General features: G+C 70.8%; 23 protein-coding genes. 15 read left to right on the top strand and 8 right to left on the bottom strand.

Features of this window, described 5'->3' with window-relative positions; translation table 11 throughout:
- Positions 1-56: 56 nt before the first annotated feature.
- The 4 genes from M1203_RS08195 to M1203_RS08180 all read right to left on the bottom strand — a co-directional run bounded on the left by M1203_RS08195 (position 57) and on the right by M1203_RS08180 (position 3,928).
- Positions 57-626, bottom strand: a complete 570-nt coding sequence (locus M1203_RS08195; RefSeq protein ID WP_249948862.1) for a GNAT family N-acetyltransferase — start codon at positions 624-626, stop codon at positions 57-59.
- Positions 627-741: 115 nt separating this feature from the next.
- Positions 742-1,638, bottom strand: coding sequence for a carbohydrate ABC transporter permease (locus M1203_RS08190; RefSeq protein ID WP_249948861.1), 897 nt, complete (start codon positions 1,636-1,638; stop codon positions 742-744).
- On the bottom strand, positions 1,635-2,555 hold the full coding sequence (locus tag M1203_RS08185) for a carbohydrate ABC transporter permease (protein WP_249948860.1): 921 nt from the start codon (positions 2,553-2,555) through the stop codon (positions 1,635-1,637). Before M1203_RS08185 ends, M1203_RS08190 begins: the two co-directional genes overlap by 4 nt.
- Positions 2,552-3,928, bottom strand: coding sequence for an ABC transporter substrate-binding protein (locus tag M1203_RS08180; protein WP_249948859.1), 1,377 nt, complete (start codon positions 3,926-3,928; stop codon positions 2,552-2,554). Before M1203_RS08180 ends, M1203_RS08185 begins: the two co-directional genes overlap by 4 nt.
- Positions 3,929-4,097: 169 nt before the next feature.
- On the opposite strand from M1203_RS08180, the gene M1203_RS39005 reads away from it, so the two are divergent.
- The 5 genes from M1203_RS39005 (at position 4,098) to M1203_RS08155 (ending at position 12,441) form a co-directional block, all read left to right on the top strand.
- On the top strand, positions 4,098-4,883 hold the full coding sequence (locus M1203_RS39005; protein ID WP_249948858.1) for an IclR family transcriptional regulator: 786 nt from the start codon (positions 4,098-4,100) through the stop codon (positions 4,881-4,883).
- A gap of 145 nt (positions 4,884-5,028) precedes the next feature.
- Entirely contained in the window at positions 5,029-5,697 is a 669-nt protein-coding gene (locus M1203_RS08170) for a ThuA domain-containing protein (RefSeq protein WP_249948857.1), read from the top strand.
- On the top strand, positions 5,682-6,761 hold the full coding sequence (locus M1203_RS08165; RefSeq protein ID WP_249948856.1) for a Gfo/Idh/MocA family protein: 1,080 nt from the start codon (positions 5,682-5,684) through the stop codon (positions 6,759-6,761). Before M1203_RS08170 ends, M1203_RS08165 begins: the two co-directional genes overlap by 16 nt.
- Before the next feature lie 195 nt (positions 6,762-6,956).
- The gene (locus M1203_RS08160) at positions 6,957-10,175 is read left to right on the top strand and encodes a glycoside hydrolase family 38 C-terminal domain-containing protein (RefSeq protein WP_249948855.1); all 3,219 of its coding nucleotides are present in this window, start codon (positions 6,957-6,959) and stop codon (positions 10,173-10,175) included.
- Positions 10,168-12,441, top strand: coding sequence for an ROK family protein (locus M1203_RS08155; protein WP_249948854.1), 2,274 nt, complete (start codon positions 10,168-10,170; stop codon positions 12,439-12,441). The genes M1203_RS08160 and M1203_RS08155 overlap by 8 nt, the downstream gene beginning before the upstream one ends.
- A 66-nt stretch (positions 12,442-12,507) precedes the next feature.
- Here M1203_RS08155 and M1203_RS08150 read toward each other — a convergent pair whose 3' ends face one another.
- Positions 12,508-13,782 (bottom strand): glycoside hydrolase family 71/99-like protein, encoded by a 1,275-nt coding sequence (locus M1203_RS08150; protein WP_249948853.1) that lies wholly within the window; start codon positions 13,780-13,782, stop codon positions 12,508-12,510.
- Between the two features lie 349 nt (positions 13,783-14,131).
- Between M1203_RS08150 and M1203_RS08145 the strand changes: the two genes are divergently transcribed.
- The 5 genes from M1203_RS08145 to M1203_RS08125 all read left to right on the top strand — a co-directional run bounded on the left by M1203_RS08145 (position 14,132) and on the right by M1203_RS08125 (position 18,092).
- Positions 14,132-14,710: a DUF5134 domain-containing protein gene (locus tag M1203_RS08145; RefSeq protein ID WP_249948852.1), complete on the top strand. Its 579-nt coding sequence runs from the start codon at positions 14,132-14,134 to the stop codon at positions 14,708-14,710.
- Positions 14,711-14,819: 109 nt separating this feature from the next.
- Positions 14,820-15,755 (top strand): M56 family metallopeptidase, encoded by a 936-nt coding sequence (locus M1203_RS08140; protein WP_030349655.1) that lies wholly within the window; start codon positions 14,820-14,822, stop codon positions 15,753-15,755.
- 46 nt (positions 15,756-15,801) lie between these two features.
- A complete protein-coding gene (locus M1203_RS08135) occupies positions 15,802-16,503 on the top strand; it encodes a phosphatase PAP2 family protein (RefSeq protein WP_249948851.1) in 702 nt (233 codons plus the stop codon).
- A 19-nt stretch (positions 16,504-16,522) separates the two neighbouring features.
- Complete coding sequence (locus M1203_RS08130) at positions 16,523-17,233, top strand: HAD family hydrolase (protein WP_249948850.1); 711 nt, start codon at positions 16,523-16,525, stop codon at positions 17,231-17,233.
- A gap of 205 nt (positions 17,234-17,438) precedes the next feature.
- A complete protein-coding gene (locus tag M1203_RS08125; protein ID WP_249948849.1) occupies positions 17,439-18,092 on the top strand; it encodes a TetR/AcrR family transcriptional regulator in 654 nt (217 codons plus the stop codon).
- On the opposite strand, the gene M1203_RS08120 is transcribed toward M1203_RS08125, so the two are convergent.
- The gene (locus M1203_RS08120; RefSeq protein ID WP_249948848.1) at positions 18,068-19,564 is read right to left on the bottom strand and encodes a hypothetical protein; all 1,497 of its coding nucleotides are present in this window, start codon (positions 19,562-19,564) and stop codon (positions 18,068-18,070) included. The genes M1203_RS08125 and M1203_RS08120 overlap by 25 nt on opposite strands.
- A 159-nt stretch (positions 19,565-19,723) precedes the next feature.
- On the opposite strand from M1203_RS08120, the gene M1203_RS08115 reads away from it, so the two are divergent.
- The gene (locus M1203_RS08115; RefSeq protein ID WP_249948847.1) at positions 19,724-20,410 is read left to right on the top strand and encodes a DUF305 domain-containing protein; all 687 of its coding nucleotides are present in this window, start codon (positions 19,724-19,726) and stop codon (positions 20,408-20,410) included.
- 66 nt (positions 20,411-20,476) lie between these two features.
- On the opposite strand, the gene M1203_RS08110 is transcribed toward M1203_RS08115, so the two are convergent.
- Together M1203_RS08110 and M1203_RS08105 are read right to left on the bottom strand one after the other, a co-directional pair.
- Positions 20,477-21,325: a DUF6214 family protein gene (locus M1203_RS08110; RefSeq protein WP_249948846.1), complete on the bottom strand. Its 849-nt coding sequence runs from the start codon at positions 21,323-21,325 to the stop codon at positions 20,477-20,479.
- Between the two features lie 236 nt (positions 21,326-21,561).
- A complete protein-coding gene (locus M1203_RS08105; protein WP_249948845.1) occupies positions 21,562-21,930 on the bottom strand; it encodes a helix-turn-helix transcriptional regulator in 369 nt (122 codons plus the stop codon).
- 163 nt (positions 21,931-22,093) lie between these two features.
- On the opposite strand from M1203_RS08105, the gene M1203_RS08100 reads away from it, so the two are divergent.
- From M1203_RS08100 to M1203_RS08085, 4 genes are all read left to right on the top strand, one after another.
- Positions 22,094-23,173 carry an NADH:flavin oxidoreductase/NADH oxidase gene (locus tag M1203_RS08100; RefSeq protein WP_249948844.1) on the top strand — a complete coding sequence of 360 codons (1,080 nt, stop codon included), beginning with the start codon at positions 22,094-22,096 and terminating at the stop codon, positions 23,171-23,173.
- A gap of 150 nt (positions 23,174-23,323) precedes the next feature.
- Positions 23,324-24,412 (top strand): sialidase family protein, encoded by a 1,089-nt coding sequence (locus M1203_RS08095; protein WP_249948843.1) that lies wholly within the window; start codon positions 23,324-23,326, stop codon positions 24,410-24,412.
- A gap of 82 nt (positions 24,413-24,494) precedes the next feature.
- Positions 24,495-25,172 (top strand): uracil-DNA glycosylase, encoded by a 678-nt coding sequence (locus M1203_RS08090; protein ID WP_249948842.1) that lies wholly within the window; start codon positions 24,495-24,497, stop codon positions 25,170-25,172.
- Positions 25,173-25,202: 30 nt separating this feature from the next.
- On the top strand, positions 25,203-26,213 hold the full coding sequence (locus M1203_RS08085) for an N-acetylglucosamine kinase (RefSeq protein WP_249948841.1): 1,011 nt from the start codon (positions 25,203-25,205) through the stop codon (positions 26,211-26,213).
- The last annotated feature ends 88 nt before the right edge of the window (positions 26,214-26,301 follow it).

Below are 26,301 nucleotides of genomic sequence, written 5' to 3'. Positions count from 1 at the left end.
TCGGCGAAGACCGCGCGGGCCCCCGGCCCAGGGGTTTCGGGGCCCGTACCGGCGCCTCAGCCGAGCCGCTTGACCAGCAGTTCGAACTCCAGGTCGTCCCGCTGCGGAATACCGAAGCGCTCGTCGCCGTACGGGAAGGGGTACAGCTTTCCCGTACGGCGATAGCCGCGCCGCTCGTACCAGGCGATCAGTTCCTCGCGGACCGTGATCACGGTCATATGCATCTCCCGGACGCCCCAGGTCTCGACCGCGACGCGCTCCGCCACCGCCATGACCTGCTTGCCGAGACCGGAGCCCTGCGCACCGGGCGATACGGCGAACATCCCGAAGTAGGCGGCGTCCCCTCGGTGTTCGAGCTGACAGCAGGCGACCAGTGCGCCGTCCCGCTCGATGGCCAGCAGCCGGCTGCCGGACGACTCGATGACGTCGAGCACCCCTCGCGGGTCGGTTCGCTGCCCCGCCAGGATGTCGGCCTCGGTGGTCCAGCCCGTACGGCTGCTGTCCCCCCGGTACGCCGACTCTATGAGGTCGACGAGCGCGTCGGTATCGGCCGCCGTGGCGTCCCGGTGGACCAGTTCGCCGGTCCGGTGCGGGACCTGGGAGTGGGGGTGGCTGGCGGCGTCCATGGTGCGCGGTCTCCTCTGTTCTGTCCTGGCTCCGGCTGCCCTGGTTACGGCACGGGTCTGCGCAGCCTAACGCGAGGGCCGCGGAGACAGGGCCTGTCCGGTGGATCTTCTCGGATCAGCCCTTCACCGCCCCGACCAGTCCGTTGACGAAGTACCGCTGGAGGCTGAGAAAGAGCAGGATCACCGGGATGACCACGATGAGCGCGCCCGCCATCAGATTGTTGTAGTGCGGCACGTTCTCCGCCGAGAGGTACTGGAGTCCCAGCGGCAGGGTGTACGTGGACGGATCGTTCAGGGAGACCCGGGTGAGCAGGAACTCGTTCCAGGTCGGGATCGCCGTCAGCAGCGCGACGGTGATCAACGCGGGTCTGGCCAGGGGCAGATAGACACTGGTGAAGATCCGCAGCTCGCTCGCCCCGTCGACGCGCGCCGAGTCGCGGAGCTCACCGGGCACGGCCAGGAAGGCGCCGGTCATCAGCAGCACCGAGAGCGGGGCGCCGCCGTTGACGAAGGGCAGCACCAGTCCGAAGTGCGTGCCGAGAATGCCCAGTTTGTTCTCCAGCAGCACGATCGGCAGCATCACCGTGATGCCGGGCACGAACAGCAGTGAGACGAAGAGCTTCTGCAGGGCTCCCCGGCCGGGGAAGCGCAGCACGGCGAAGGCATAGCCCGCCGCCGCGTAGATCACCAGCGTCAGCACCACCGTATAGGCCGTGACCAGCAGGCTGTTGAGGAAGAAGTCGAAGAAGTGCAGCTTGTTCCAGGTGTCGACGAGTGTGTCGAACGTCGGATCGTCCGGGATCAGATGCCCGCCGCGCACGACCTCGATCTGGTCCTTGAAAGCGGCGGACACCATCCAGAGGAACGGGTAGACGCTGACGAGTCCGTAGAGGCCGAGGAGTACGCCGACGACGGTACGGGCGACGAGCCGGCGGGTGCGCGCCCCGCTCTCGTCGGGCCGACCGGTCTTGTCGGACCGATCGGGACGGGCCTTCATGGTGAGCGAGGTCATGTTCTGCTCCGCAGCGCTCGCAGATTGATCAGGGCGAGGACCAGCGCGACGGCGAACAGGATCCAGCCGAGCGCGCTGGCGAGCCCCAGGGTGGGCGCGAGGTTCTTGAGGAACGCCAAGCGGTACGCCTCCAGGCCCAGCACATTGGTGTGGTCACCGGGCCCGCCGTTCGTCATCACCAGGAAGGTCTGGAAGCCCTGGAGCGATTCACGCAGATTGAGCAGCAGGACGATGGCGGTGATGGGACGTACCAGTGGCCAGACCACCGAGGCGTTGGTGCGCCACCAGCCGGCGCCGTCCAGTTCGGCGGCCTCCAGCACACTGCGGTCGATCCCTTGCAGACCGGTGAGATACAGCAGCATCGCGACCGGAACATGGCCCCAGACCGTGACCACGATCATGGTGGGCATGGCGGTGGCCGGATTGCCGAGCCAGCCCTGCGGCTGCTGGAGGGAGCCGAGCCCCAGACCGTCGAGGAGGAAGTTGATCGCCCCGTCCGGCTGGAGGATGTACTGCCAGGCGAAGAAGACCGCGATCCCGCTGGTCACATAGGGCAGGAAGTACACCGAGCGCAGCACCGACTGGAAGCGCTTGACCTGGTTGAGCAGCACGGCCAGCGGAAAGGAGACCGCGACGGTGAGGGCGGGGGCGGCGATCATCACCCAGAGGGTGTTGACCGCCGCGTGCCGTACTCGCGGGGCGTAGACCGGGCTGCGCCACAGCAGATCGGCGTAGTTGTCCAGGCCGACCCAGGTCCAGTTCGGGGTGAAGCCGTTCCAGGTCGCGAAGCTGAGCGCGAAGCCGTATCCGACGGTGTACAGACCCATCACACAGAACAGGACCACCGCCGGGCCGACGAAGAGGTACCCGGTGAGCGTCTCGTACGGTCGGATGCGCCGGCGGGGAGCCGTCGTCACCGCGCCGCCGCCCAGTAGGAGGCGTTGAGTTCGCGCAGCTTCTTCGCCGTCTGCTCGACGGTCTGCTGCCCGAGCGGGGTGAGATCGGCGAGGATCGCGCCCGCGTCGTCCTGCTCGTAGCCCGGCGCGCGGAACTCGTTGCCGCGGCTCGGGTCGTAGGTGTTCTGCGCGGTGCCCTTGAAGCTGTCGACCATGGCGGAGAGCGCCGGGCCGAGTACGGCGGCGGAGTCGGCGCCGAGTTCGGTGGCCGGGACGTCGGAGGCGTCCTTGGCAAAGCGCGCGGCGACGTCCTTGCCGGACAGGAACTCCAGCCATTTCTTGGCGTTGTCGGGCTGCTCGGTGGTGGCGGCGACGCTGAGGCTGGTCAGCGCGAGCGGGCCGAGCGCGCGGTCGGGGACGGCGCCGTCCTTCGGGGAGGGCAGTCCGAACGCGAACACGTCGTCGGGGTCCATCCCGTTCTGCTTGAGGAAGGCGAGGGTGAAGGTGCCGCCGACGTTGAAGGCCGACTTGCCCTGTGCGAAGGCCTGGTCCGCCTGGTCGATGGTGAGGGACTGGGTGCCCGGCATCCAGTACGGGGTGAGCTGGTCGTACATGCTCAGCACCTTGACGCCGCTGGGCGAGCCGAAGTCGGCGGCCGGGTCCTTGCCGAACAGGGCCTCGTACCCCCGCTGTCCGAGCTGGCTGAAGGCCAGTGGCTGGAGGACCCAGGTCAGACCGGTGGCCTGGACCTTGAGGCCGAGCGACATACCGCCGGTCCTCGGGTTCTTGGCGGTGGTCCGCTTCAGCGCGTCCAGGAAGCCCGCCCAGTCGGCCGGGGGCTCGGTGATGCCCGCCTCGGCGAGCATCTTCTTGTTGGCGTAGACGATCCCGAAGGTGCCCACGGTGAGCGGCACGCTGTAGCGGGCGCCCTTCTCGATGCCGTTGTCCCTGGCGGTCTCCGGCAGCGAGTCCTTGAACCGCTGGTCGGTGACGAGTCCGGACTCCCTGACGGGCTCCTGGATACGGCCGGCCCACTCGCCGGTGAAGTCACCGGCGAGGTCGGAGACGATCCCCGCCGCGCCGAAGACCCGGTCCTCGCCGTCGGAGTGCACTTCCAGCACATCCGGCAGATCGCCGGTCTTCGCCGCGCTCTGCACCTTGGTGGTGTAGGCGTCGTCGGGTGTGTAGGCCTCGACCGTGACCGAGATGCCCGTCTGCTTCTTGAACTCGGCGGCGGCGTTGCGCAACGCGCCGACATGGGACTGCTTGAAGGTCCACATCTCCAGCGAGGCGGACTTCCCTCCGGAGTCGGAGGAGCCGCCGCAGGCGGCGAGAGTGGTCAGCGAGAGCGCCGTGGCGATGGCGACCGCCGCGAGCCGGACATTCCTCGACATAGGTATACGCATGGCCCCTACCTAAGGGTCAACCGTTCAGAAGGCCGAATGGCGTTGGAGTGACTGAACTTATGGTTGGGGTGATATAGCGTCAAGACGCACGTCGAGATTCGTGCCGACCGGTTCGCCGAGGGGCACCGGTACGAGAAGCGGAGGTTCCGTGGAATCGGTGGCAGCAGCAGCGCGGGGGCGCAAGCCCGAAGAGGTCAAGTCCGCGGCCCGGGTGCTTGAAGTGCTCGAACTGCTGGGCGCGGAGGGCGCCCGGCTCTCGCTCGCCGAGCTGGCCGGCACGATGGCCGTGCCCAAGAGCAGTCTGCACGCGATCCTCCGCACGATGGAGGCGCGCCGCTGGGTGGATCTGGATCCGTCGGGCACCCGCTACAGCCTCGGCCTCAAGGCCCTGTTGACGGGCACGGCCTATCTGGAGGGCGACGATGTCGCGAGCCTCGCGGGCCCGGTGCTCGACACCCTGGCCGAGGAGACGGGCGAGTCGGTGCACCTGGGCAGGCTCGATGGTACGGACGTCGTCTACCTGGCCAAACGCGAGTCCCGGCATGCTCTGCGGATGTACTCGGCGGTGGGCCGCCGGCTGCCCGCGCACGCGACCGCGCTGGGCAAGGCGATGCTCTCCCTCTATGAAGCGGCCGAGGTCAGGATGCGGCTCAACTGGCCGCTGGAAAGCCTCACTCCGGACACCGTGACCGACCCCGACGAACTGCTGAGCCAGTTGGCAGAGGCGCGGCTGCGCGGGTGGGCGATGGATGACGGGGAGAACTCGCCGGACATCCGCTGTGTGGCCGTGGCGCTCGGCACCGGCAACGGCGGCGGCGACGCGATCAGCTGCTCGGCGCCCAAGAGCCGGATGGACGACGCCCGCGCGGAGGAGATCGCCCTCGCGGTCACCGAGGCGGCCCACTCGCTGCGGACTCTGCTCAAACGGCTCGGCCAGCACTGACCTCGTACGGCCGACCATTTGGTAGAGTCGTTGACAAATAGATCTCCCTCTTCATACGTTCGGGTGACGGTACGCCATTCGGTCATCCGTACAGCGAAGTTCGCTGGCCTCTGCCGTGCAACGCCGATGGGAGCGTGCAACGACCATGACGTCCGAGACATCCGACGCCAGGAAGGCCCTGGTGGTCCGTGGCGGCTGGGAGGGACACCAGCCCACGGCGATCACGGAACTGTTCCTGCCCTTCCTCCGCGACCGCGGCTTCGACATCCGGATCTCCGACACCCTGGACGTCTACACGGACGCCGAACTCCTCGCCGCCACGGATCTCGTGGTCCAGTGCTGGACGATGGGCGAGATCACCGCCGAGCAGAGCGCCGGACTCACCGCGGCGGTCCGGGCCGGCACCGGACTGGCCGGCTGGCACGGCGGGATCGTGGACTCCTTCCGGGGCGATGTCGGCTACCAGCTGCTCACCGGCGGCCAGTTCCTGATGCATCCGCCGGGTTTCTCCGACCACACCGTCACGCTGGTCACGGAGCGCGCCGACCATCCGGTGATCGCCGGACTGAGCGACTTCCAGGTCCATACGGAGAAGTACTGGCTGGCCACCGACCCGCTGATCGAGGTCCTGGCGACCACGGAGTTCGCGGCCGACGAGGAGCGGGCGCGGCCGGTCACGATGCCTGCCGTCTGGACCAGGACATGGGGCGAGGGGCGGATCTTCGTCTCCGCCATCGGCCATAAACCGGACGACTTCGATGTGCCCGAGGTACGGGTGCTCACCGAGAGGGGACTGCTGTGGGCGAGCCGCTGAGGATCGGCATGGTGGGCGCGGGCAGGATCAGCGGCGCCTATCTGGACACACTGGAACGGCTGGAGAACGTCACGCTGACGGCCGTCACGGATCTCGACCAGGATCGCGCCGCGACGGTCGCCGCCCGGGTGCCGGGAGTGGCGGTCGTCGGCTCGGTGGACAAGCTGGTGGCACGCCCCGATGTGGACGCCGTGCTCAATCTGACGATCCCGGCGGTCCATGCCGAGGTCGCCCTGGCCGCACTCGCCGCGGGCAAGCATGTGTACGGGGAGAAGCCGCTGGCCGCCACGCGCGCGGAGGCGGACCGGATGCTGGCCGCGGGCGAGGCGGGCGGGCTGCGGATCGGCTGCGCGCCCGACACCGTGCTCGGTACGGGCGTCCAGACGGCGCGCAAGGCGGTCGACGACGGGCTCATCGGCACGCCGGTCGCCGCGACCGCCTTCATGACCACGGCCGGCCATGAACGCTGGCACCAGGACCCCGAGTTCTACTACCGGCGGGGCGGCGGCCCGCTGCTCGACATGGGTCCCTACTACCTCTCGGCGCTCGTGCATCTGCTGGGCCCCGTCATCACGGTCACCGGTGCGGGATCCCGGCCCCGGGCCGAACGGGAGATCGGCAGCGGGCCGCGGGCCGGTGAACGGTTCGCGGTGGAGGTCGACACCCATGTCACGGGGGTGCTGCGGCACGCCAATGGCGCCCTCACCACCCTGGTGATGAGCTTCGACATCCAGGCCGCCCGGCTGCCGCGTATCGAGGTGCACGGCACCGAAGCCTCGCTCTCCCTCCCCGACCCCAACGGATTCGACGGAACGGTCGAACTGCACCGGGGCACCGGCGCGTGGGAGGCGCTGCCGGTCACGGCCGGATATCTGGGAGCGGGGCGCGGCACCGGGCTCGCGGATCTGGCCGAGTCACTGGCCGGTGGCCGCCCGCACCGGGCGTCCGCCGAACTGGCGCGCCATGTCCTCGACATCATGCTGACGCTGCTCGACTCGGCGCGGGAAGGCAGGGCGCTCCCGGTGGAGAGCTGCAGCGTCAGGCCGGAGCCGGTACGGCACTGAGCGCCGACCGGTGTCAATGCACCGGCTTGTCAATTCACCAACTTTCCAGTGGCTTCGCGAATCGTCAATTAATTGGCCTGACATTATCCGGGCGGGCCATCACCACCAGGAAGAAGAACGAAGAGGCAAAGCCGTTGACTTGATAACACACCTGGTTTTACATGGCGGTTACTGGCTGGACAGGAAGGGCCGCCCATGTATGACCGCAGGAAGTCCGGAGAGGCGCGGATCAGTCATTTCCTCGCCGCCCGCTTGCGTCCCGCGCTCTACACCGAGCGGCTTCCGATGGATATCGGTGCCTGGCACATCCCCGGGGAGCCGGTGCCGGTCGATGTGGCGCTCCGGGCCGACTACACACCGTTCTTCGTGGGCGATTCCTGGGGCCGTCCCTGGTCCACCAGTTGGTTCCAGGTCCAGGCCACCGTCCCGCAGCGCTGGGCGGGTGAGCGGGTGGAGGCGGTCTTCGACCTCGGTTTCGGCTCCGGCTCCGGCTCCGGCTCCGGGGACCTCGACACGGAGAGCCGTGCCGTGGGGCTCGTCCATGACGCGCACGGCATCCCTCTCCAGGGGCTGCACCGGCGGCACCGGTCCATGAAGGTGTCGGCACGGGCGGGCGGCGGCGAGCCCGTCCTGCTGTTCGTCGAGGCCGCCGCCAATCCGCCGATCGACCCGGCCACCGGCGCCGGCGCGCGGTACGGGGACCCGGTCACCGCGGGGGACGAGCCCTTGTACCGGTTGCTCCGCGCCGATCTCGCCGTACGCGACGAGGGCATCTGGCAGTTGATCCATGACATCGATGTCCTGGACGGTCTGATGCTCGCGCTCCCGGCGGGGCTGCCCCGTCGGTACGCGATCCTGCGGGCGCTCGAAGAGGCCGTGGACGCCGTCGATCCCCGCGATGTCGCCGGGACCGCCGCGCATGCCCGGCGGATCCTCTCCCCCGTACTGACCCGTCGCGCACACGAGTCCGCGCACACCGTCGCCGCCGTCGGCCGCGCGCCGCTGGGAGCGGCCCGGCTGGGACCGGCGCGCGAGTCCGTACGCGAGACCGCCCGCGCCTTCAGCACCATGACCGCGCTGGCCGAGGAGTACCCGGAGCTCCACCTCGTCGCGCCCGCCGCCCAGCGGTACGCCTGGCTGAAGGACCGCCATCCGCATGTCTTCGAGCGGGTGCGCAAGTCCGTCGCCGACGGCAACTGGGTCCCGGTCGGCGGCATGTGGGCCGAGCCCGACGGAAATCTGCCCGGCGGCGAGGCGCTGGCCCGCCAGTTCGTCCATGGCCGTCGCTTCTACCGCGCCGAGCTGGGCACCGACACCGACGGTGCCTGGCTGCCCGGTGGATCGGGACTGAGCGCCGCTTTTCCGCAGTTGGCGGTGCTCGCCGGGGCCCGCTGGTTCCTCGCGGAGAACTCCGGCCCCGTACCCCACCACACTTTCTGGTGGGAGGGCATCGACGGCACCCGCGTCCTGAGCCACTTCCCGCCCGGCTCCACTCTCGCCGCGGGCGACCTGTCGGGCGGGGAACTGGCCGACGCCGCAGGCGAGTTCGCCGGTCAGGGCGCAGCCGCCCGCTCCCTGCTGCCCCTCGGCGGCCCCGACGGTCACGGCCCCACCCGCGAGACACTGGAGCGCGCCCGCCGGCTGGCCGATCTGGAGGGCTCGCCACGCGTCGGGAGCCGGCATCCCGCGCACTTCTTCCGGGATGTCCTCCACACGCGTCCGGACGCACCGGTGTGGCGCGGTGAGTTCCGCCCGGAGTCCCATCACGGCACCTACACCAGCCAGGCGCGTACCAAGCGCGGTAACCGCCGCGCCGAATCGCTGCTGCGCGAGGCCGAGTTGTGGTCGGCGACCGCCGCCGTCCGGGACGGCGTCCCCTATCCGTACGACGAGCTCGACACCCTGTGGAAGAAGGTGCTGCTCCAGCAGGGCCACGATCTGCTGTCCGGCACCTCGACCGCCTGGGCGCACCACGAGGCCGAGCAGCTTTACCGCGAGGTCCACCGCCGTCTGGAGCGGCTGGTCCGCCGGGCCGTGGGAACGTCCGACGGTGGCGACGCCACCGGCGTGTCCGTCTTCAACGCGGGGCCGCTCGCGCGCCGCGAGGTGGTGGTCCTGGACCAGGACCGGCCTGCCGCCGGCGGTCAGCCGCTGGCCGACGGACGCGTCGCCGTACTGGCCGAGGCGCCGGCCCTCGGCCGTGGTGCGGTCGTTCCCGGGACCGCGGGAGTCACGCCCGTGACCGTACGGCCCGCGGACGGCGGCGGGCTGCTCCTGGACAACGGGCTGCTGCGGATCCATGTCGACACCGAGGGGCTCGTACGCTCCCTGCTGGACCTCGCCACGGGCCGGGAGACCGTCGCGCCGGGAGCGGCGGGCAATCTGCTGCGGCTGTACCGCGACGACCCACCGCGCTGGAGCGCCCGGAACCTGGACGCCCGTCACCGTGCGGCGTGCCACGATCTCGACCGGGCCGACTCGGTCGAAGTGAGCGCCCGGGGGCCTCTGTTGGCGGCCGTCCGGGTGGTGCGGAGCACCGGCAGGTCCACGATCGAGCAGACGCTCTCGCTGACCGCCGGTGGCCGGTCCCTCACCATCGACACCGAGGTCGACTGGCGCGAGCGTGACACTCTCCTCAAGGCGGTCTGGCCGCTTGACGTGCACGCCGAACACAGCGGCGCGGAGATCCAGTTCGGCCATGTCGCGCGCCCGACACACGAGAACTCCGGGGAGGGCGGGGCCCGTTGTGAGCTCTGGGCGCACCGCTGGATCCATGTGGGCGAGCACGGCTGGGGTGTGGCGTTCGCCGGTGACTCGACCTACGGCTATGACGTCTCGCGCCACACCCGCGAGGACGCGGGCACGACCACCACCGTACGGCTCACCCTGCTGCGCGCGGCGCACAGTCCGGACCCGCACGCCGACCGGGGGCCGCAGCGCTTCAGGCACGCGGTACGCCCCGGGGCCGGGATCGGTGAGGCGATCGCCGAGGGGTACGCCGTCAATCTGCCGCTGCGTCCCGGGCCTTTGGGTGCCGCCGGATCCGCCGCGCCGCCGCTGGTCTCGGTGGACCATCCCGATGTGATCGTGGAGGCGGTGAAGCTCGCCGACGACCGCTCGGGGGATCTGGTCGTACGGCTCTACGAGTCGCGCGGCGGCCGGGCCCGTACGGCGCTCTCCGCCGCGTTCCCGGTGGTGTCGGTGTGCGAGACGGACCTCCTGGAGGAGCCGATCGCCGCGCGCCCGTACGAGAACGGCTCGGTCGGCATTGCGCTGCGGCCCTTCCAGATCCTGACGCTGCGGCTGACGCCCGGGAACCGCCCGGCGGCGGACGTCCCGGCGGGGGCCCGTACCGCTCCGGCCACGGGCCGTGCCGCGGCACACCACGGGGCGGGCGGGAGCACTGGTGCCTGAGGCCCCCAAGGACGACGGCCCGGGCGGCTCTCTGCCCCCGGAGCACCGGGCCGTCTTGCACCGCTGGGCCGAGGAGGGCGGCCCGCTCGCGACCCGGGCGAGTGTCGTCCTCCTCGCCGCGGACGGGCTGCGCGACGCCGAGATCTCCCGTCGGCTCGGGGTGTCCCGGCAGACGGTCGGCACCTGGCGGCAGCGCTGGACGAGCGCGGGGATCGACGGCCTCGGCCGGCGCCCGCGCACCGGCCGGCCCGCCACCGTGGACGAGGCGGAGGTCGTCACCCGTACGCTGCTCGCGCCCGGTGGCAGCGGCGCCTCGCGCGCGGTCGCCCGGGAGCTGGGCCTCTCGCACGCCACGGTCGCCGGGATCCGGCGCCGCTGGCGGCTCTCCCCCGACGAGACGCCCGTCCCGTCCGTACCGACCAGACCACCGCTGCCCAGCGCCGAGGTCTGGGTGATGGGCCTGTATGTGGACCCGTGGCGCGCGGTGCTCCTGGCGGGCACCCGGCAGGGGGCGCCCCGGCAGTCCGCCGCCGGGACCGTGCTCGGCTCGGACGAACTGGCCGGACTCGACCGGGCGGTGGAGGCCGCGCTGACGGCGGCGACGGCGCGCGGCACGGACGGTGACATCCCGTCCGCGCCCGGCGGCCTCGCGGAGTATCTGGCCGAGGCGGGCCGGGGCCATCCGGACCTCCGGCTGCACGCCATCACGCTCTGGGAGACGCCGGCGGCCGACGGCGGCTTACCTCAACGTGCCGCGTCCGAGGGCTTGGTGACGCACCATCGGATTCCCGCGCGGTCGACCTGGCGCACCTTCCTCCGCGCCATGATCGCGCTCGACAGCACCAGTCATCCGGAGTCCTCGCGCCGGGTCTATCTCGATCTGGCGGCCGAACTGGAACGGTACGCGGCGGCGCGGCCCGACACCCCGTGCGCGGCGGTGCGCTGGCTGCGGGAGAACGTCGCGGGCCCTCCTGGCACGGACCACAGCGCGGACGGCACGGCGGGAAGCCAGTCCTGGAGCGGGGTCAACCAGATCGATCTGGGCTCGTTCAACGAGTGCGTGGTCATCGAGACCGTACGGCTCTCCGGCACCATCACCCGGGGCGAGATAGCCCACCGCACGGGCCTCACCCAGCAGTCGGTCTCCCGGATCGCCAGGTCGCTGCTGGACCGGGGCATCCTCATCGAGGACGCCCAGCGGCGCGCCACCTCGGGCAAGCCCCGTACGCCGGTGCGGCTCTGCGGGACGGCCGCCCACGCGCTCGGTATCCATATCGACCCGGAGGTGCTCACCGCGGTCGTCATCGACCTCGACGGCGCGATCGTCCGTACCCGTACCCGGCCCGTGAGCGCCGACATCGATCCGGCGGAGTTCGTCGAACGGGTGGCCGCGCTGGGCCGGGAGACGCTGGCGGAGGCGCGCGGATCGGTACGGGAGGACGGCTTCCTCGGTATCGGTGTCGCCGTCCCGGGGCCGGTCGACACCGCGTCGGGCACGGTGCTCGGACCGCCGCTGATGTCGGCCTGGGGCGATCTGCCGCTGCTGTATCTGCTCCAGGACCACTTCCCGTGCCCCGTCCTGATGGAGAAGGACTCCACCGCGGCGGCGGCCGGTGAGCGGTGGATCGGGCGCGACCGCAGGGCCAGGGACTTCGCGTATCTCTATCTCGGTACGGGCGTCGGCACCGGGCTCTATCTCAATGGCGATCTGTACCGCGGGATCAGCGCCAACGCCGGGGAGTTCGGGCAGCTGTGCGCCATCGCACTGGGGCGGGTGGCCAAGGACGGCAGGCCGGAGATCCTTCCGGAGTGCAATCCGCCGGTGTCCGTGCCGGAGCTCGCGGCGCTGGGCGGGATGCGTCCCGTACCGGCCGCGCCGGGAGGTACCTCAGGGAGCACCGCCGCCTATCTGGCGGTGGGCGAGGCCGCCGCGGCGGGCGATCCCGCGGCGGCGGCGGCCGTACGCGAGGTCGCGCAGGCGGTGGGGCGGGGGGCGCTGGGCATGGTCGATCTGCTGGACATCGATCTGATCGTGCTCGGCGGCCCCTTCTTCACCGAGGACGTCGCCGACTTCTATCTCGACGAGATCGCCCGTACCGTCAACGCGTTCCCGACGGCGAGACGGCTGCGGCGGGTCGCGGTCGAGCCGTCCGTGCTGAGCGCGGAGGCCGCCGCCGTGGGGGCGGCGTCGACCATCTTCCACGCGACCTTCACGCCCCGGCTGCGGGGGCGGGAGAGCCGGGCACGGCATCTGCCGGCGGGCTGATACGGAGAGGCCGCCGGGGTTGTCCCGGCGGCCCCGTACGTCATCGCGTAGTCGCGTGACGGGCCGTCAGATCCTGGGCCGGGTGGGCCTGGTGGCCGTCAGTCCGATCTGGCCCTTCAGCATCCGGCCACCGTCGCCGGTCAGCCGCAGGTAGTAGTCGGACGAGCAGGAGGTGCCGTCCTCGTCCAGCGCCCAGATACCCGACCCGGACGGCACCTGCGCACCGGTCTCGGCGGTCTTCGCGATCTGGTTGCCCTCGTTGAACTCGTCGAACATGGAGATGTAGATGCCCTGCGCGCCGACCCGCACCATGTTGTAGAACTGCCGCCACATGAAGTCCCCGTGGGCGCGGTGGCGTTCCTGGAGATCACCCGGCAGCACACACGGCTGGTAGTCGATGCCGCGGGCGTTGCACTCCGCCTGGTCGGGCGTGTTGACATCGCGGAAGAACCGGTCGGTGTCGGCGACGTTGCCGATCCGTCCGACCATCCAGGGCGAGATCATGTTGAACGCGCGGTACACGTCCTGGAAGCCGGGCCGGGAGTCGTCGGTGCTGTTGCGCCAGTGGGTGGGCACACCGCCGATGACATAGCAGCCCTGGGCCTTGAACCAGTCCACGACCTCCTTGCACGGCGCGGGCGCGAAGGGGCGGCCCGGGTCGTTGAAGCCGAAGCCCCAGATGCACACCACCGGCTTGCCGTTCTGCTTCGCGTAGGCGCTGGACGCCGTGTGCGCCCTCATCTTCGACGTCCAGTCCTCCTTGATCTGGGACTGCATGGACGTCCAGCCGGTGACGTCGTACATGATGTAGAACTTACGGCCGTTGGCCTCGGCCGCCTGGCGCACCTTCTGCGCCATCGCGTCCCGGGTCGGGCCCTCCGGGCTGAACGGGTTGAAGCGCTGGAGCGCGGCCGTGTCGCAGTTGTTCTCCCGCATCCAGCGGAAGTGCGTGTCGACCGTCTGCTGGTCCCAGGAGGAGAACAGCGTGGCGGGCTGGCCGCTGTTCAGGTTCGGGTAGGCGGTGGGGTAACCGCGGGAGTATTCCCGCATGTCCGGCCACGACTTGATGGTGGTATTGCTGAGCGACGGCGGCTGGCTCATGTTCTGACTCCAGTGCCACCAGCCATTGATGGGGGCGCCGTCACCGGTACAGGCGAACCAGCCCTGGTAACCCACGGTGATTTTACCGACCACGTCACCGGGAGGACTGGCGGTGGGTCCCGACTGTGCGCGGCGGCGCGGTTCGGCCGCCGAGGCACCCTGCTGGGCTGCGCCGACGCCGGCGATGGCGGCCGAGGCCGCCAGTGCGGACGCGAGGGCCGACCGTCGTGACATATGCATGGGGGAATGCCTCCCACTCGATATCTGCCAGAATGCGTAAAGTCCTCGGGGGTGGGGGGATTTACAGGCGGCGGCAGTCCGCCCGGCCCCCAAGGGCACGCCTTCGCAAAGTAGTCGGGCGCTACCGTCGCCACAAGGCCATGCGCACCAGGAATTCGACGGGCAAAAGCGAGGGCCTGTCAGCCTATTTTCTTTACGCTTTCCGTTTCCAGCGAAATGTGAATAACCGAACGGCGGCGCCCCGCCGGGCCCGTGACCCCCGGTGCGCTCCCCCTGTGTCCCTCTGCGCTCGTATGCGCATCGGCGGCGCCGGGCATTTTCCGGACGAGTCCGTAGACGGGGAGGCGCGATGCACGGACCTGCGATGTCCGGCTGGCTGCTTGTCGCGCTCTGCGCGGCGGCCGGGAGTTACTGTCTGCTCCGGTTGCGCGCCGGCGTGGGCGGCCAGCGCGGTTCGGCGGGCGGCGAGGCGCTGATGGGGTTCGGGATGGCGGCCATGGCGGTGCCCGCGGCCGTGCTGACGCCGCCCCGGTGGGTCTGGGCGGGATACGTGGTGGTGTTCGGCGGCGCGGCGCTCCATACGCTCCTCAGGGCCGGCGGGAAGGGGCACCGGCTGCACCATCTGCTGGGGATGCTCGCGATGGTCTATATGGCCGGGGCCATGGCTCTCGCCCCGGCGGGGGCACACCCCGCGCACACGGCGGGGGCGGGGGGCAGCGGAGCGCCGCTGATCACCGGTGTGCTGCTGGTCTACTACGCCGGCTATGTGCTCCGGGCGGGCGCCCGGCTGCTGCCGGTGCCGGCCACCGCGGGCCCCGAGGGCGGTGGGGGTACCGCCCTGGCCGACTGGGGCGAGCGGCCGGAGCTGGCGCTGGTCTGCCGTCTCTCCATGGGCATCGCGATGCTGGCGATGCTGCTCACGCTCTGACCACGGCCGGTCCCGGAAGGTCAGCGGCGCCCGCGCCGAAACGTGTCGTGGGTCACTTGCCAGGTAAGGACATACCCCTGAGTAGCGCGCCCCTCCTACTCTGGTGACCATGATGGTCTCCCTGGCACTGCTGCTGCTCGGTGCGCTGGCCGCCGTCGTCGCCCCGCGGCTCCTGTCGCGCGCCGACTGGCCGGAGCGCGAGCCCGTGGTGGCGCTCTGGGTGTGGCAGTGCGTCGTGGCGGCCGTGCTGCTGAGCTTCGCGCTCTCCATGACCTTCAGCGCCGCCGCGTCCTGGCTGCTCGTCCGCGGCCATGTCTTCGCGCCCGCCCCGCGCGGGGTCGTGGAGGCCTACGCCTTCGGTTCGCACGGGCCGTGGACCGCCGTACTGACCGTGCTGCTGGCCAGCGGTGGCCTCTGGACGGCCGCGATGCTCACCCGCGAGATCCACCGGGCCCGCCGCCGTCGCCGGCAGCGCCGCAAGGAACTGCTCGTGCGCTCCCCCGTGCTGCCGGGCGAGGAACCGCGCGGCGAACCGCTCGTGGTCCTGGAGGGCGAGCGTCCCGGCGCGTGGTGGCTGCCGGGCGCCGCGCCCCAACTGGTCATCACCACGGCCGCGCTGCGCCGTCTGAAGGGGCGCCAGCTCGATGCCGTACTCGCCCATGAGCAGGGCCACGCGCGCGCCAGGCACGACTGGCTGCTGCACTGCTCGGGGGCGCTGGCGAACGGATTCCCGCAGGTGCCGGTGTTCGCGGCGTTCCGCGACGAGATGCACCGGCTGGTCGAGCTGGCCGCCGACGATGTCGCCTCGCGACGCTTCGGGCGGCTGACGATCGCGCTCGCGCTGGTCGAACTGAACGAGGACCGCGGGGTGTTCGGGCCGGGCACCACCCCGGACGCGCAGCTGCCCCAGCGGGTGAACCGGCTGCTGTCGCCCGTACCCCGGCTCACCGCGGGGCGACGGCTGCGGCTGACCGCCGCGGCGGCGCTGGTGCCGGTAGTGCCGCTGCTGATCGCTTTCGTACCGGCGCTGCGCGCCCTGGGATAGCCCCTTGGGATGGCCCCCGGCTCGCCGTGTGCGCGAGGATCACCCCATGCTCTCCCCCTCGCCCCCCAGGGTCACCCCGCCGCCCCCGGACCGTCCTCCACGCGCCGGGCTCACCGGAGCCGGCGCGAGCGCCGCGCTGCTGGCCGTCCTCTCGGCGGTGCTGACCGTCCTCGTCGTGGCCGAGTGGGGCCCGCTGTTCTCCTTCGACCGGTGGGTCGCGGAGGAGCTGCACCGCCGTGCGGTGGCCGAGCCGGGCGCGACCTGGGTGAACCGGGTGCTCACCGACTGGTTCTGGGATCCCTGGACGATGCGGCTGCTGACCGCGGTGGCCGTGATCGCGCTGTGGCTGCGGCGTGAGCGGCTGCTCGCGCTGTGGACGGCGGGGACGGCGGCGCTGGGCGCGGCCGTCTCCCAGGGGGCGAAGGCCGCCGTCGGGCGTGAGCGCCCCCGGTGGCCCGACCCGGTCGACTCCGCGCACTTCGCGGCGTTCCCCTCCGGACACGCCATGACCGCCGCGGTGACCTGCGGGCTGCTGCTGTGGCTGATACGGCGCCACGGGGCCGGCGGATGGCCCTGGCGTACGGGGGTCGTCGTCGCGGCCGTATCGGTGGCCGGGGCGGGTCTGACCCGGCTGTGGCTGGGGGTGCACTGGAGCGCGGACGTGATCGGCGGATGGCTGTTCGGTGGCTGTCTGGTCGCGTTCTCGGTCGCGGTGTACGGGCGCGTGACCTTGTCCGGGAAGCCGTGACCCGGCGAGGATCGTACGCATGACCTTCAAGGGTGTGCTCTTCGACTTCTCCGGAACCCTCTTCCGAATCGAATCCGCCGGCTCCTGGCTGCGTGCCGTGCTCGCCGAGGCGGGCGTCGCCGTACCCCCCGACGAGGTGCGGCGGTACGCGATGCGGCTGGCCGTGGCGGGCGCGCTGCCCGGTGGCTCCTCACCGGAGCGTGTGCCGCCGGACCTGGCCGGGCTGTGGGCCACCCGCGACGAGAGCGCCGAGCGCCACCGCGCCGCGTACACCGGGCTCGCCCGGCAGGTGAGGCTGCCCAGCCCGGTCCTGTACGACGCGCTCTACGACCGTCATATGACACCGGACGCCTGGCGTCCGTACACCGACGCCGCCGAGGTGCTCGGGGTGCTGCGCCGCGAGGGCATCGGCATCGCGGTGGTCAGCAATATCGGCTGGGATCTGCGGCCGGTCTTCCGCGCCCATGGTCTGGACGCGTTCGTCGACGCGTATGTGCTCTCGTACGAGCACGGCATCCAGAAGCCCGACCCGCGGCTGTTCCGGGCGGCCTGCGAGGAGCTGGGGCAGGATCCGCACGATGTGCTGATGGTCGGCGACGACCGCGGGGCGGACGGCGGAGCGGCGGAGCTGGGCTGCTCCGTCCATTTCGTCGACCATCTGCCGGTCGAGGAGCGCCCGGCGGGACTGCGGCCCGTTATCGCCCTGGCGAGCCGGGGACCGTTGCGATAGACCCGTCGAGAGAGCCGTGAAACGGGCGGCACCGCGACCCCAAACGGGCACCGCGGCGCCGTCCGGGCATGCCGAAACCGCCCGCCTTGGACGATCCCCCGCGTCGCCCAAGGCAGGCGGCAGCCCCGCTGACCAGGCCCGGAAGGGTCTGGCGCGGGACGCACTGAGTATATTGGCTTAGAGCCAGTCAACGCAGGAGTAAAGCATGTCCCCGCGGAGCGCATCGGTCAATGAAGAGCTCCGTCGTCGTTCACGTGAGCGGTTGCTTCAGGCGACGGTCGAGTTGGTCGCCGAACGCGGTTACGAGGCCACGACGCTCGCCGACATCGCCGACAGGGCGGGTTCCGCGCGCGGGCTCGTCTCGTACTACTTCCCGGGGAAGCGGCAGCTGCTGCAGTCCGCCGTGCACCGGCTGATGCACCGCACGCTCCAGGCGGCCCTGGAGCGCGAACCGGCCACGCGGGACGGCCGGGAGCTGCTGGCACGGGCGATCGACGCCATTCTCGGACTCACCGAGACCAGCCCGGTCCTGATGCGGACGCATATGGCCGGCATCCTCCAGGCCGAGGGTTTCGTGCAGTGCCCGGAGCAACAGCGGCTCGCCGGGCTGCTGCGGGACACGGTGGAGGGGTACGGCTCACAGGACCCGGACAGCGACTATCCGCTGCTGCGCGCCCTGTTGATGGGCGCGGTCTTCGCCGTTCTGATGCCGGGCGCGCCGATGCCGCTGCCACGGCTGCGCGCCGAGTTGTTCCAGCGCTACGGGCTGGACTGGGAACTTGGCGTTCCGCCGGGCGGCTGCCCGCCCGGCGGAACGAGTCAGGACACGATCCTTCAGTGGCCCGAGCGGTCGAAGTAGTCCGGCTGCGTCTGCACGTTCAGCTCGGACATCCGCACCCGCTTCGCCGGGTCCGTCAGGCGGTCGTCGAGCTTGAGCACATCGAAGCCCTTGACCATGTCATTCGAGTAGATGTGACCGTTGTAGTAGTACGAGGACCAGGTGCCCCCGCCGACCATGGTCTCGGCCGAGATCGGACCGCGCTCGAAGTACGCGATCTCCTTCGGCTTCGAGGAGTTGGTGAAGTCCCAGACGGAGACGCCACCCTGGTACCAGGACTGGACCATGATGTCGCGGCCCTTCACCGGGATCAGCGAGCCGTTGTGGGCGACGCAGTTCTCGGTGTCCGCCTGGTAGCGGGGGATCTTGTAGTAGCTGCGGAAGACCAGCTTGCGCTTGTCGCCCTTGCCGACGATGTCGTAGATACCGTCGGCGCCCCTGTTCGGACCGATCTCCGCGTTGCAGGTGGCGGCGCCACCGCCGCCCAGCTCGTCGGTGAAGACGACCTTGTTGGCCCCCTGGTTGAAGGTGGCCGAGTGCCAGAAGGCGAAGTTGACATTGTCCTGGACCTGGTCGATCACCCTGGGGCGCTCGGGGTCCTTGATGTCGAACAGGATGCCGTCACCCATGCAGGCACCGGCGGCCAGGTCCTTGGAGGGCAGCACCGTGATGTCGTGGCAGCCGGTGGTCGCCGAGACACCCGGGTTGGTGGGCGCTCCCGGGTTTCCGCCGTCGGGGAAGAGCACCGGGAAGTTCACGACCGCGGCCTTCTCCGGCGACTTGCGCGGCACCTTGATGATGGAGATACCGTCGTGCGGAGGCTGGCAGTCCGGGAACGACGCGCTGGGCGAGTACGAGGAGACGTAGATGTAGACGTCCTTGCGCTCCGGCACCAGCGTGTGGGTGTGTGAACCGCACGCGGTCTCGACAGCGGCGACGTACTTGGGGTTCCGCTTGTCGCTGATGTCGAAGATCTTCATGCCCTCCCAGGACGACTTCTCCGTGGCGGACTGCGACGTGCTGTTGCACGAGTTGTCGCTGCGCGAGGAGTCGGTGGAGAGGAAGAGCAGATCGCCCGAGACCGAGATGTCGTTCTGCGATCCGGGGCAGAGCACCTGCGCGACGGTCTTGGGGGCCTTCGGGTTGCTGATGTCGAAGATCCGGAAACCGTCGTAGTTGCCCGAGAAGGCGTAGTTGCCCTGGAACGCGAGGTCCGAGTTGGTCCCCTTGATCAGGTCCTTGGGCACATTGGCGAGATGACTGATGTTGGAGCTGTGGACGATCTCGTCCACGCCGGGTATCTCGCCGTTCTGGATGGCTGACTTGACCTCGGCGGCCTGGCTGCTGGAGATCTTCTCCTTGGCCTGACCGTCACCGGGGTCGGGTGTGGCGACCGCCGGACCGGCGGCCAGCAGAGTGGCGAAGAGCCCGGCCGCGGCTGCCGCCACGCCCAGACGTCTGCGCCGCACGCGAGTGCTGTGCAACGAACTCACTGCGTCCTCCCTTGTATCCCCGCTCGGGTGCGAACGGGTCACGGACCTCGGCAGTATCGTCCCTCTCATGTACATCTCAACAGATGGCAACAGAGACGTAATGAAAGTTTTTGATCACTCGTTGCCTGAAGCGTGCTAGGAAATGTTCCACCACACCATGTGCCGCAGGAGGTCGCCGTGTTGATCCGCCACCGGAGTCCGCGTGTCCGCCGGTCCGCCGTCGCCGCGGCCGTCGCCGCCGCCGTACTCGCCCTGGGAGCCTGCGAATCGGGCGGCGACGACAGCTCGGACGCGGCAAAGTCCGCCGCCGACAAGGGCGTTGGAGTCGTGGCGCCCGGCAAGCCGGGCGAACCCGCGAAGACGCTCTCCGCCGAGGAGGCGCTGAAGGCGGCGCCGGACAACACCCCCAACTCCGCCGATTTCACCTATGCGCAGATGATGATCGTGCACCATGGCCAAGCGCTGGACATGGCCGGACTCGTCCCGGAACGGGCGGACTCGCAGCAGGTGAAGCGGCTCGCGTCGCGGATCGCCGACGCGCAGAAGCCCGAGATCGGGATGATGGAAGCCTGGCTGAAGAACAACGGCGGGGCGAAGATGCCCGAGGGCCATGACCACGGTTCGATGCCCGGAATGGCCACCGAGGCCCAACTGACGCAGCTGCGGGCGGCGAAGGGGAAGGGCTTCGACGAACTGTTCCTCAAGCTGATGATCACTCACCACCAGGGGGCGATCACCATGGCCACCGAGGCGCTGTCGGACGGCAACAACATCCAGGTCCAGGAGATGGCGAACGATGTCATCTCGCAGCAGACGTCGGAGATGAACCGTATGCGCGCCATGTGACACGGCGGACGGAGCGAACGTCAGTGGTCGGCGCGGAAGTTCAGCACCGAGGGCCAGCGGCGAGGATCAGCGGCGGTGGTGACGGGGCGTCAGATGACCCTCGTCCCGGGCGCCCGCGATCATTCTCAACGCCTTGCGGCGGCTGAACCCGGTGGCGGACATGACGGCGAGCACCGGGTCCTGGCCGGCCTGCTGGGCGGCCCGGTAGATCTCGGCGACGCCCTGCCGGGCGGCGCTGCCGCGCGGGAGTGACGGACGGGCGCGGTGCCGGCCGGACCGGTCCTGTTCTTGTGCGGCGGTCTGCGCGGCTTCCGGGGCGGCGGCCTGCGCCGTGCCCTGCGCCGCGGACGGCGCGTCCACGGGCTCGGGCTCCGGCGGCGCGGCCGGGGCGGGGTCCGGGGCTCGCTCCGGCGCCGACTCCTCCACGGGCCACTCGGCCGGCCGCTCGGACGGCCCCTCCGCCGCGAGCGGCACGGGGCCCGACACATGGGTGGGCACCGATTCGGCCTGGAGCCTTGTCTCCTCCGGTGACACCGGCCCCTCGGGCAGCGGTCGCGGTCCCTCGTCGGAACCCGGGGCGGGGTGGGCGACCGGGGCATCGACGGGAGCTCCACCGCCGGCGGGCTGGGGGGCGGGGGGCCGGTGCCGGCCGGCGACCACCTGACAGGCGTTGTGGAGCGGCGCCTCGATCGCCTCGGCGAGCGCGGCGAAGCCGTCCAGGGCGAGCGGCGGATCGGCCTGCGCGTCCTCGATGGCGATCCTGCCGTCACGTACCACCGCGAGCACATCGATCCGCGCGCCGTCGGCGAACGTCAGCCTGATATCGACCCAGGGCGGCAGGATCTCGCGCCGCGCGGCGCCGTCCCTGGGGTCCCCGGCCCCGGTGACGGTGCCGTGCCCCTGCACTTCCCACATCGGCCATGGGTACGCGTCGTGCTCATGAGGTTCCTGGGCGGAAATCAATTTATGTTCCGACACATTCACAACTTAATCAGGCAATCCACCCTGATTGTCATGGCGCGCACGCGCCCATGAGTACGGCACCCTGTCGGCGCATCGGTTCCACCGTGACCGAATCTCGGATTACCCCCGTGACCGACTGCGACATCCGCCGTGATCAACCCCCGGGTCAACCGTGGTCGATCTCCCGATCAGCCCTCACCGAGCCGGGCCGCCTGCGCGGTGGCCGCGCCCAGGACGCTGTCGAGCAGACCGGGGAAGAGACGGGCCAGATCCTCCCTGCGCAGTCCGCTCATCTTGGCCGTCCCCCGGTAGTTCTGCTCGATCACGCCACTCTCCCGCAGGACCCGGAAATGGTGAGTGGTGGTGGATTTGCTGACGGGCAGCTCGAAATGCGAACAGGAGAGCTCGTCGTCCGCCACGGCCAGCTCGCGGACGATCCGCAGCCGCAGGGGGTCGGAGAGCGCGTGGAGCACGCCCTCCAGACGGATCTCCGCACACGAGGGGTGAGCGAGTTCGCGGGTACTGGTCGCGGCGGTCACGGCGGGGCTCCACTCCATCGGCGAAATCTCATTGTACGAGTCTTCTCGTAGTTTGACATTCGCCTTACTACGATGGGTATCGTACGAGCGGTTGGCCGGCCCGCCCGCGGCGGTGGTCCGGCCGGCCCCAACCGACCCGCGCGATCCCCCGCGATCCCTCACGTTCCGAATGGAGTCCGCCGTGAGCGCACTGTTCGAGCCGTACACCCTGCGGTCCCTGACCATCCCCAACCGGGTCTGGATGGCGCCCATGTGCCAGTACTCCGCGGACGAGACGGGTCCGGACGCCGGTGTGGCGAACGACTGGCACTTCTCCCATCTCGCCGCGCGCGCCACCGGCGGCACCGGACTGATCCTCGTCGAGGCCACGGCGGTCAGCCCGGAGGGCCGTATCAGCCCCGCCGACCTCGGGATCTGGAACGACACCCAGGTCGAGGCGTTCCGCCGGATCACCCGCTTCCTCGCCTCGCAGGGCACCGTCGCCGGTATCCAGATCGCGCACGCGGGGCGGAAGGCGTCGACGGACCGGCCGTGGAAGGGCGGGGGCCCCGTCGGTCCCGAGGCCCATGGGTGGGAGCCGCTGGCGCCCAGCGCGGTGCCCTTCGCCGAGGGGCATCTGCTCCCCGCCGAGCTGAGCGTGGAGCAGATCAAGGAGATCGTCGGACAGTTCGCGGCGGCGGCGCGGCGGGCCAGGGAGGCCGGTTTCCAGGTCGTCGAGGTGCACGGCGCGCACGGCTATCTGATCGGGGAGTTCCTCTCCCCGCACAGCAACCGGCGCACGGACTCCTATGGCGGCTCCTTCGAGAACCGCGCGCGGTTCGCGCTGGAGGTCGTGGACGCCGTGCGCGCCGAGTGGCCCGAGGAGCTGCCGCTCTTCTTCCGGATCTCCGCCACCGACTGGCTCGACGAGGGCGGCTGGACCGCCGACGACACGGTGCGCCTCGCCGACGAATTGCTGGCGCACGGGGTGGATCTGCTCGATGTGTCCAGCGGTGGCAATGCCGCGGACGCACGCATTCCGGTGGGCCCCGGCTATCAGGTGCCGTTCGCGGCCCGCGTCAGGGCGGAGACCCGGCTGCCCGTGGCGGCGGTGGGTCTGATCACCCGGCCCGAGCAGGCCGAGAAGATCATCGCCAACGGTGAGGCCGATGCCGTACTGCTCGGCAGGGAACTGCTGCGCGACCCGTCCTGGGCCCGCCGCGCCGCCGGTGAGCTGGGCGGGCGCGTACACACCCCGCAGCAGTACCACCGAGCCGTCTGACCCGGCCTTTCGAGCCGGGGTCCCACCCCCGGTCGGCCGGCGGGTGTCCGCCCTCCCCCAGGGCGGACACGCGCCTTCGGGAGCCGTTGTCAGTGGTCGGGTGCAGACTGGCCCGTATCCCGAGACAACGGCGTCCTGGAGGTATCGGCCATGTCCGACGTACTGCTCACCGTAGGCACCCGCAAAGGGCTTTTCATCGGCCGCAGGCGCGGCGGCCGATGGGATTTCGACGGCCCTCGATTCAACGCGCAGGCGGTCTACTCGATCGGTATCGACACGCGCCGGGCGGTGCCGCGGCTGCTGGTCGGCGGCGACAGCATGCACTGGGGCCCGTCCGTGTTCCACTCGGACGATCTGGGGCTGAGCTGGACCGAGCCGACGAGACCCGCGGTCCGCTTCCCCAAGGACACGGGCGCCTCGCTGGAGCGGGTCTGGCAGTTGCATCCGGCCGGCCCGGCGGCGCCGGATGTGGTGTACGCGGGGACGGAGCCCGCCGCCCTGTTCCGCTCCGGCGACGGCGGCGAGACCTTCGAGCTGGTCCGGCCGCTGTGGGAGCACCCCACCCGGTCGCGCTGGGTGCCGGGCGGCGGCGGTGAGGCCGTGCATACGGTGGTGACCGACCCCCGGGACCCGGACGCGGTGACGGTCGCGGTGTCCACGGCCGGGGTGTTCCGCTCCCGGGACGGCGGCGGGAGCTGGGCGCCGTCCAACGAGGGGGTGTCGGCGGTCTTCCTGCCCGATCCGCACCCCGAGTTCGGCCAGTGCGTCCACAAGATCGCGCAGGACGCGGCCGATCCCGACCGGCTCTATCTGCAGAACCACTGGGGTGTGTTCCGCAGTGACGACGCGGGCGCCCGGTGGAGCGACATCGGCGCGGGCCTGCCGTCCGACTTCGGCTTCACGGTCGCCGCGCATCCGCACCACGCGGATGTGGCCTATGTGTTCCCGATCAACGCCGACGCGGACCGCGTCCCCGCCGGGCGCCGCTGCCGTGTCTTCCGTACGGAGAACGCGGGCGGCGACTGGGAGCCGCTGTCGGCCGGCCTGCCGGAGGGGGACCACTTCGGCACGGTGCTGCGTGACGCGATGTGTACGGACGGCTCCGATCCGGCCGGGGTGTACTTCGGCAACCGCAATGGCGAGGTGTACGCGAGCGCGGACGACGGGGACAGCTGGGAGCTGCTGGCCTCGCATCTGCCGGACGTGCTCTGTGTCCGCGCGGTCACCCTGTCCGGGTGAGGCCGGGCAAATGCCGTCCGCCGATGGTGGTTTGACGGGTGTGTGCGGAAGCGCGCCGTGCGCACCAGTAGAGTGGCGCCCCGTGGCAGCACGACCGTTGAACGAAATCGTCGAGCCCGGATGGGCGGATGCGCTGGGCCCCGTGGCCGGACGCATCGCCGAGATGGGCGACTTCCTGCGCGCGGAGATCGCCGCGGGGCGTACGTACTTGCCGGCCGGACCGAATGTGCTGCGCGCTTTCCAGCAGCCGTTCGACGAGGTACGGGTCCTGATCGTGGGACAGGATCCCTATCCGACCCCCGGGCACGCGGTGGGGCTGAGCTTCTCGGTGGCACCCGAGGTACGGCCCCTGCCCGGCAGTCTGGAGAACATCTTCCGGGAGGCCCATACCGATCTGGGGCTGTCCCGCCCTTCCAACGGCGATCTGACGCCGTGGACGCGGCAGGGGGTGCTGCTGCTCAACAGGGCGCTCACGACAGCGCCGCGCAAGCCCGCGGCGCACCGCGGCAAGGGCTGGGAAGAGGTGACCGAGCAGGCCATTCGCGCTCTGGTCGCGCGCGGCAAGCCCATGGTCTCCATCCTGTGGGGGCGTGACGCCCGTAACTGCCGCCCGATGCTGGGGGATTACCCGGCCGTCGAATCGGCCCATCCCTCCCCGATGTCGGCGGACCGCGGCTTCTTCGGTTCGCGTCCGTTCAGCCGGGCCAATGACCTGCTGATCGGCCAGGGGGCGCAGCCGGTGGACTGGCGGCTGCCATGAGACGGACACCCGCGTGAACCGGGCGGCTCGATGAGCTGGGTGCTGGGTGTGGACTCGGGAGGCTCGGGGCTGCGCTTCGCGCTCGGCTCGACGGCTCCGGACGGAAGCGCGGCCGTGACGACGGTCGCGACGACCGCCTCCGCCGAGCCGGTGCGCACAGGCCCCTCGGGTATCGACGCCGGGCAGTTGCTCGCCCGGCTGCTGCCCGCGGTCGAGGCGCTGCTGGCGGAGGCGGGCGTGGATCCGGGCGCGGGAGGGGACCGGACCACCCTGTCCGCGGTCGCGGTCGGCGCGGCCGGGATGGCGACGCTCGGTGCCGGACTGCGCGCCGAACTGCCCGCGGCGCTTGAGCGTTCGCTCGGCGTACGGCGGCTCGCGCTCGCGGCGGACGCGGTCACCGCGTACGCGGGAGCGCTCGGTCAGCGTCCCGGTGTGGTCGTCGCGGCCGGTACGGGCATGATCGCGCTGGGCACGGACCTCACCGGCTGGCAGCGTGCGGACGGCTGGGGTCATTTGCTGGGTGACTGCGGCGGTGGCGCCTGGATCGGCCGGGCGGGACTGGAAGCCGCCATGCGGGCGTACGACGGACGGCGCGGCGGATCGCCCGCACTGCTGTCCAGGATGGAAGCCATTTTCGGGCCCGCCCCCGAGCTGCCCGGACTGCTCTATCCGCGTACGGACCGGCCCGCGGTACTCGCCTCTTTCGCGCCGGAGGTGGCCCGTTGCGCGGCCGACGATCCGGTCGCCGAGGGCATCGTCTCGACGGCCGCGCGGCATATCGCGGAGGCCGCCGCAGCGGTCTGTCCACCCGCGGGTGCGCCCGAAGTCGCCCTCACAGGAGGGCTGTTCGGACTCGGCGACCCGCTGCTCGGCCCCCTGCGCGCCGAGCTGGCCGGTCAACTTCCGCATGCCACGACCGTCTCCGCCGCGGCCGATCCGCTCGGCGGGGCGCTGCTCATCGCGGGGGCGCTCGCCACGGACGCGCTCCGGTTGCCGCCCGACGCGCGCCTGCTGAACGTCCCGACAGAACAGGATGGATGAGCAGAAAAACACCTAACGGATAAATAAGGACAGATGGTTCGCGACTGCCCCCTCCCCGAACAGCCGCGCCCACAAAACCAGTAGCATT

Origin of the sequence: Streptomyces sp. 35G-GA-8 (genome assembly GCF_023534745.1) — a bacterium.
Lineage (GTDB): Bacteria > Actinomycetota > Actinomycetes > Streptomycetales > Streptomycetaceae > Streptomyces.
The sequence above is the reverse complement of the archived record's forward strand: the minus strand, read 5'-3'. Positions and strand labels throughout refer to the sequence as shown.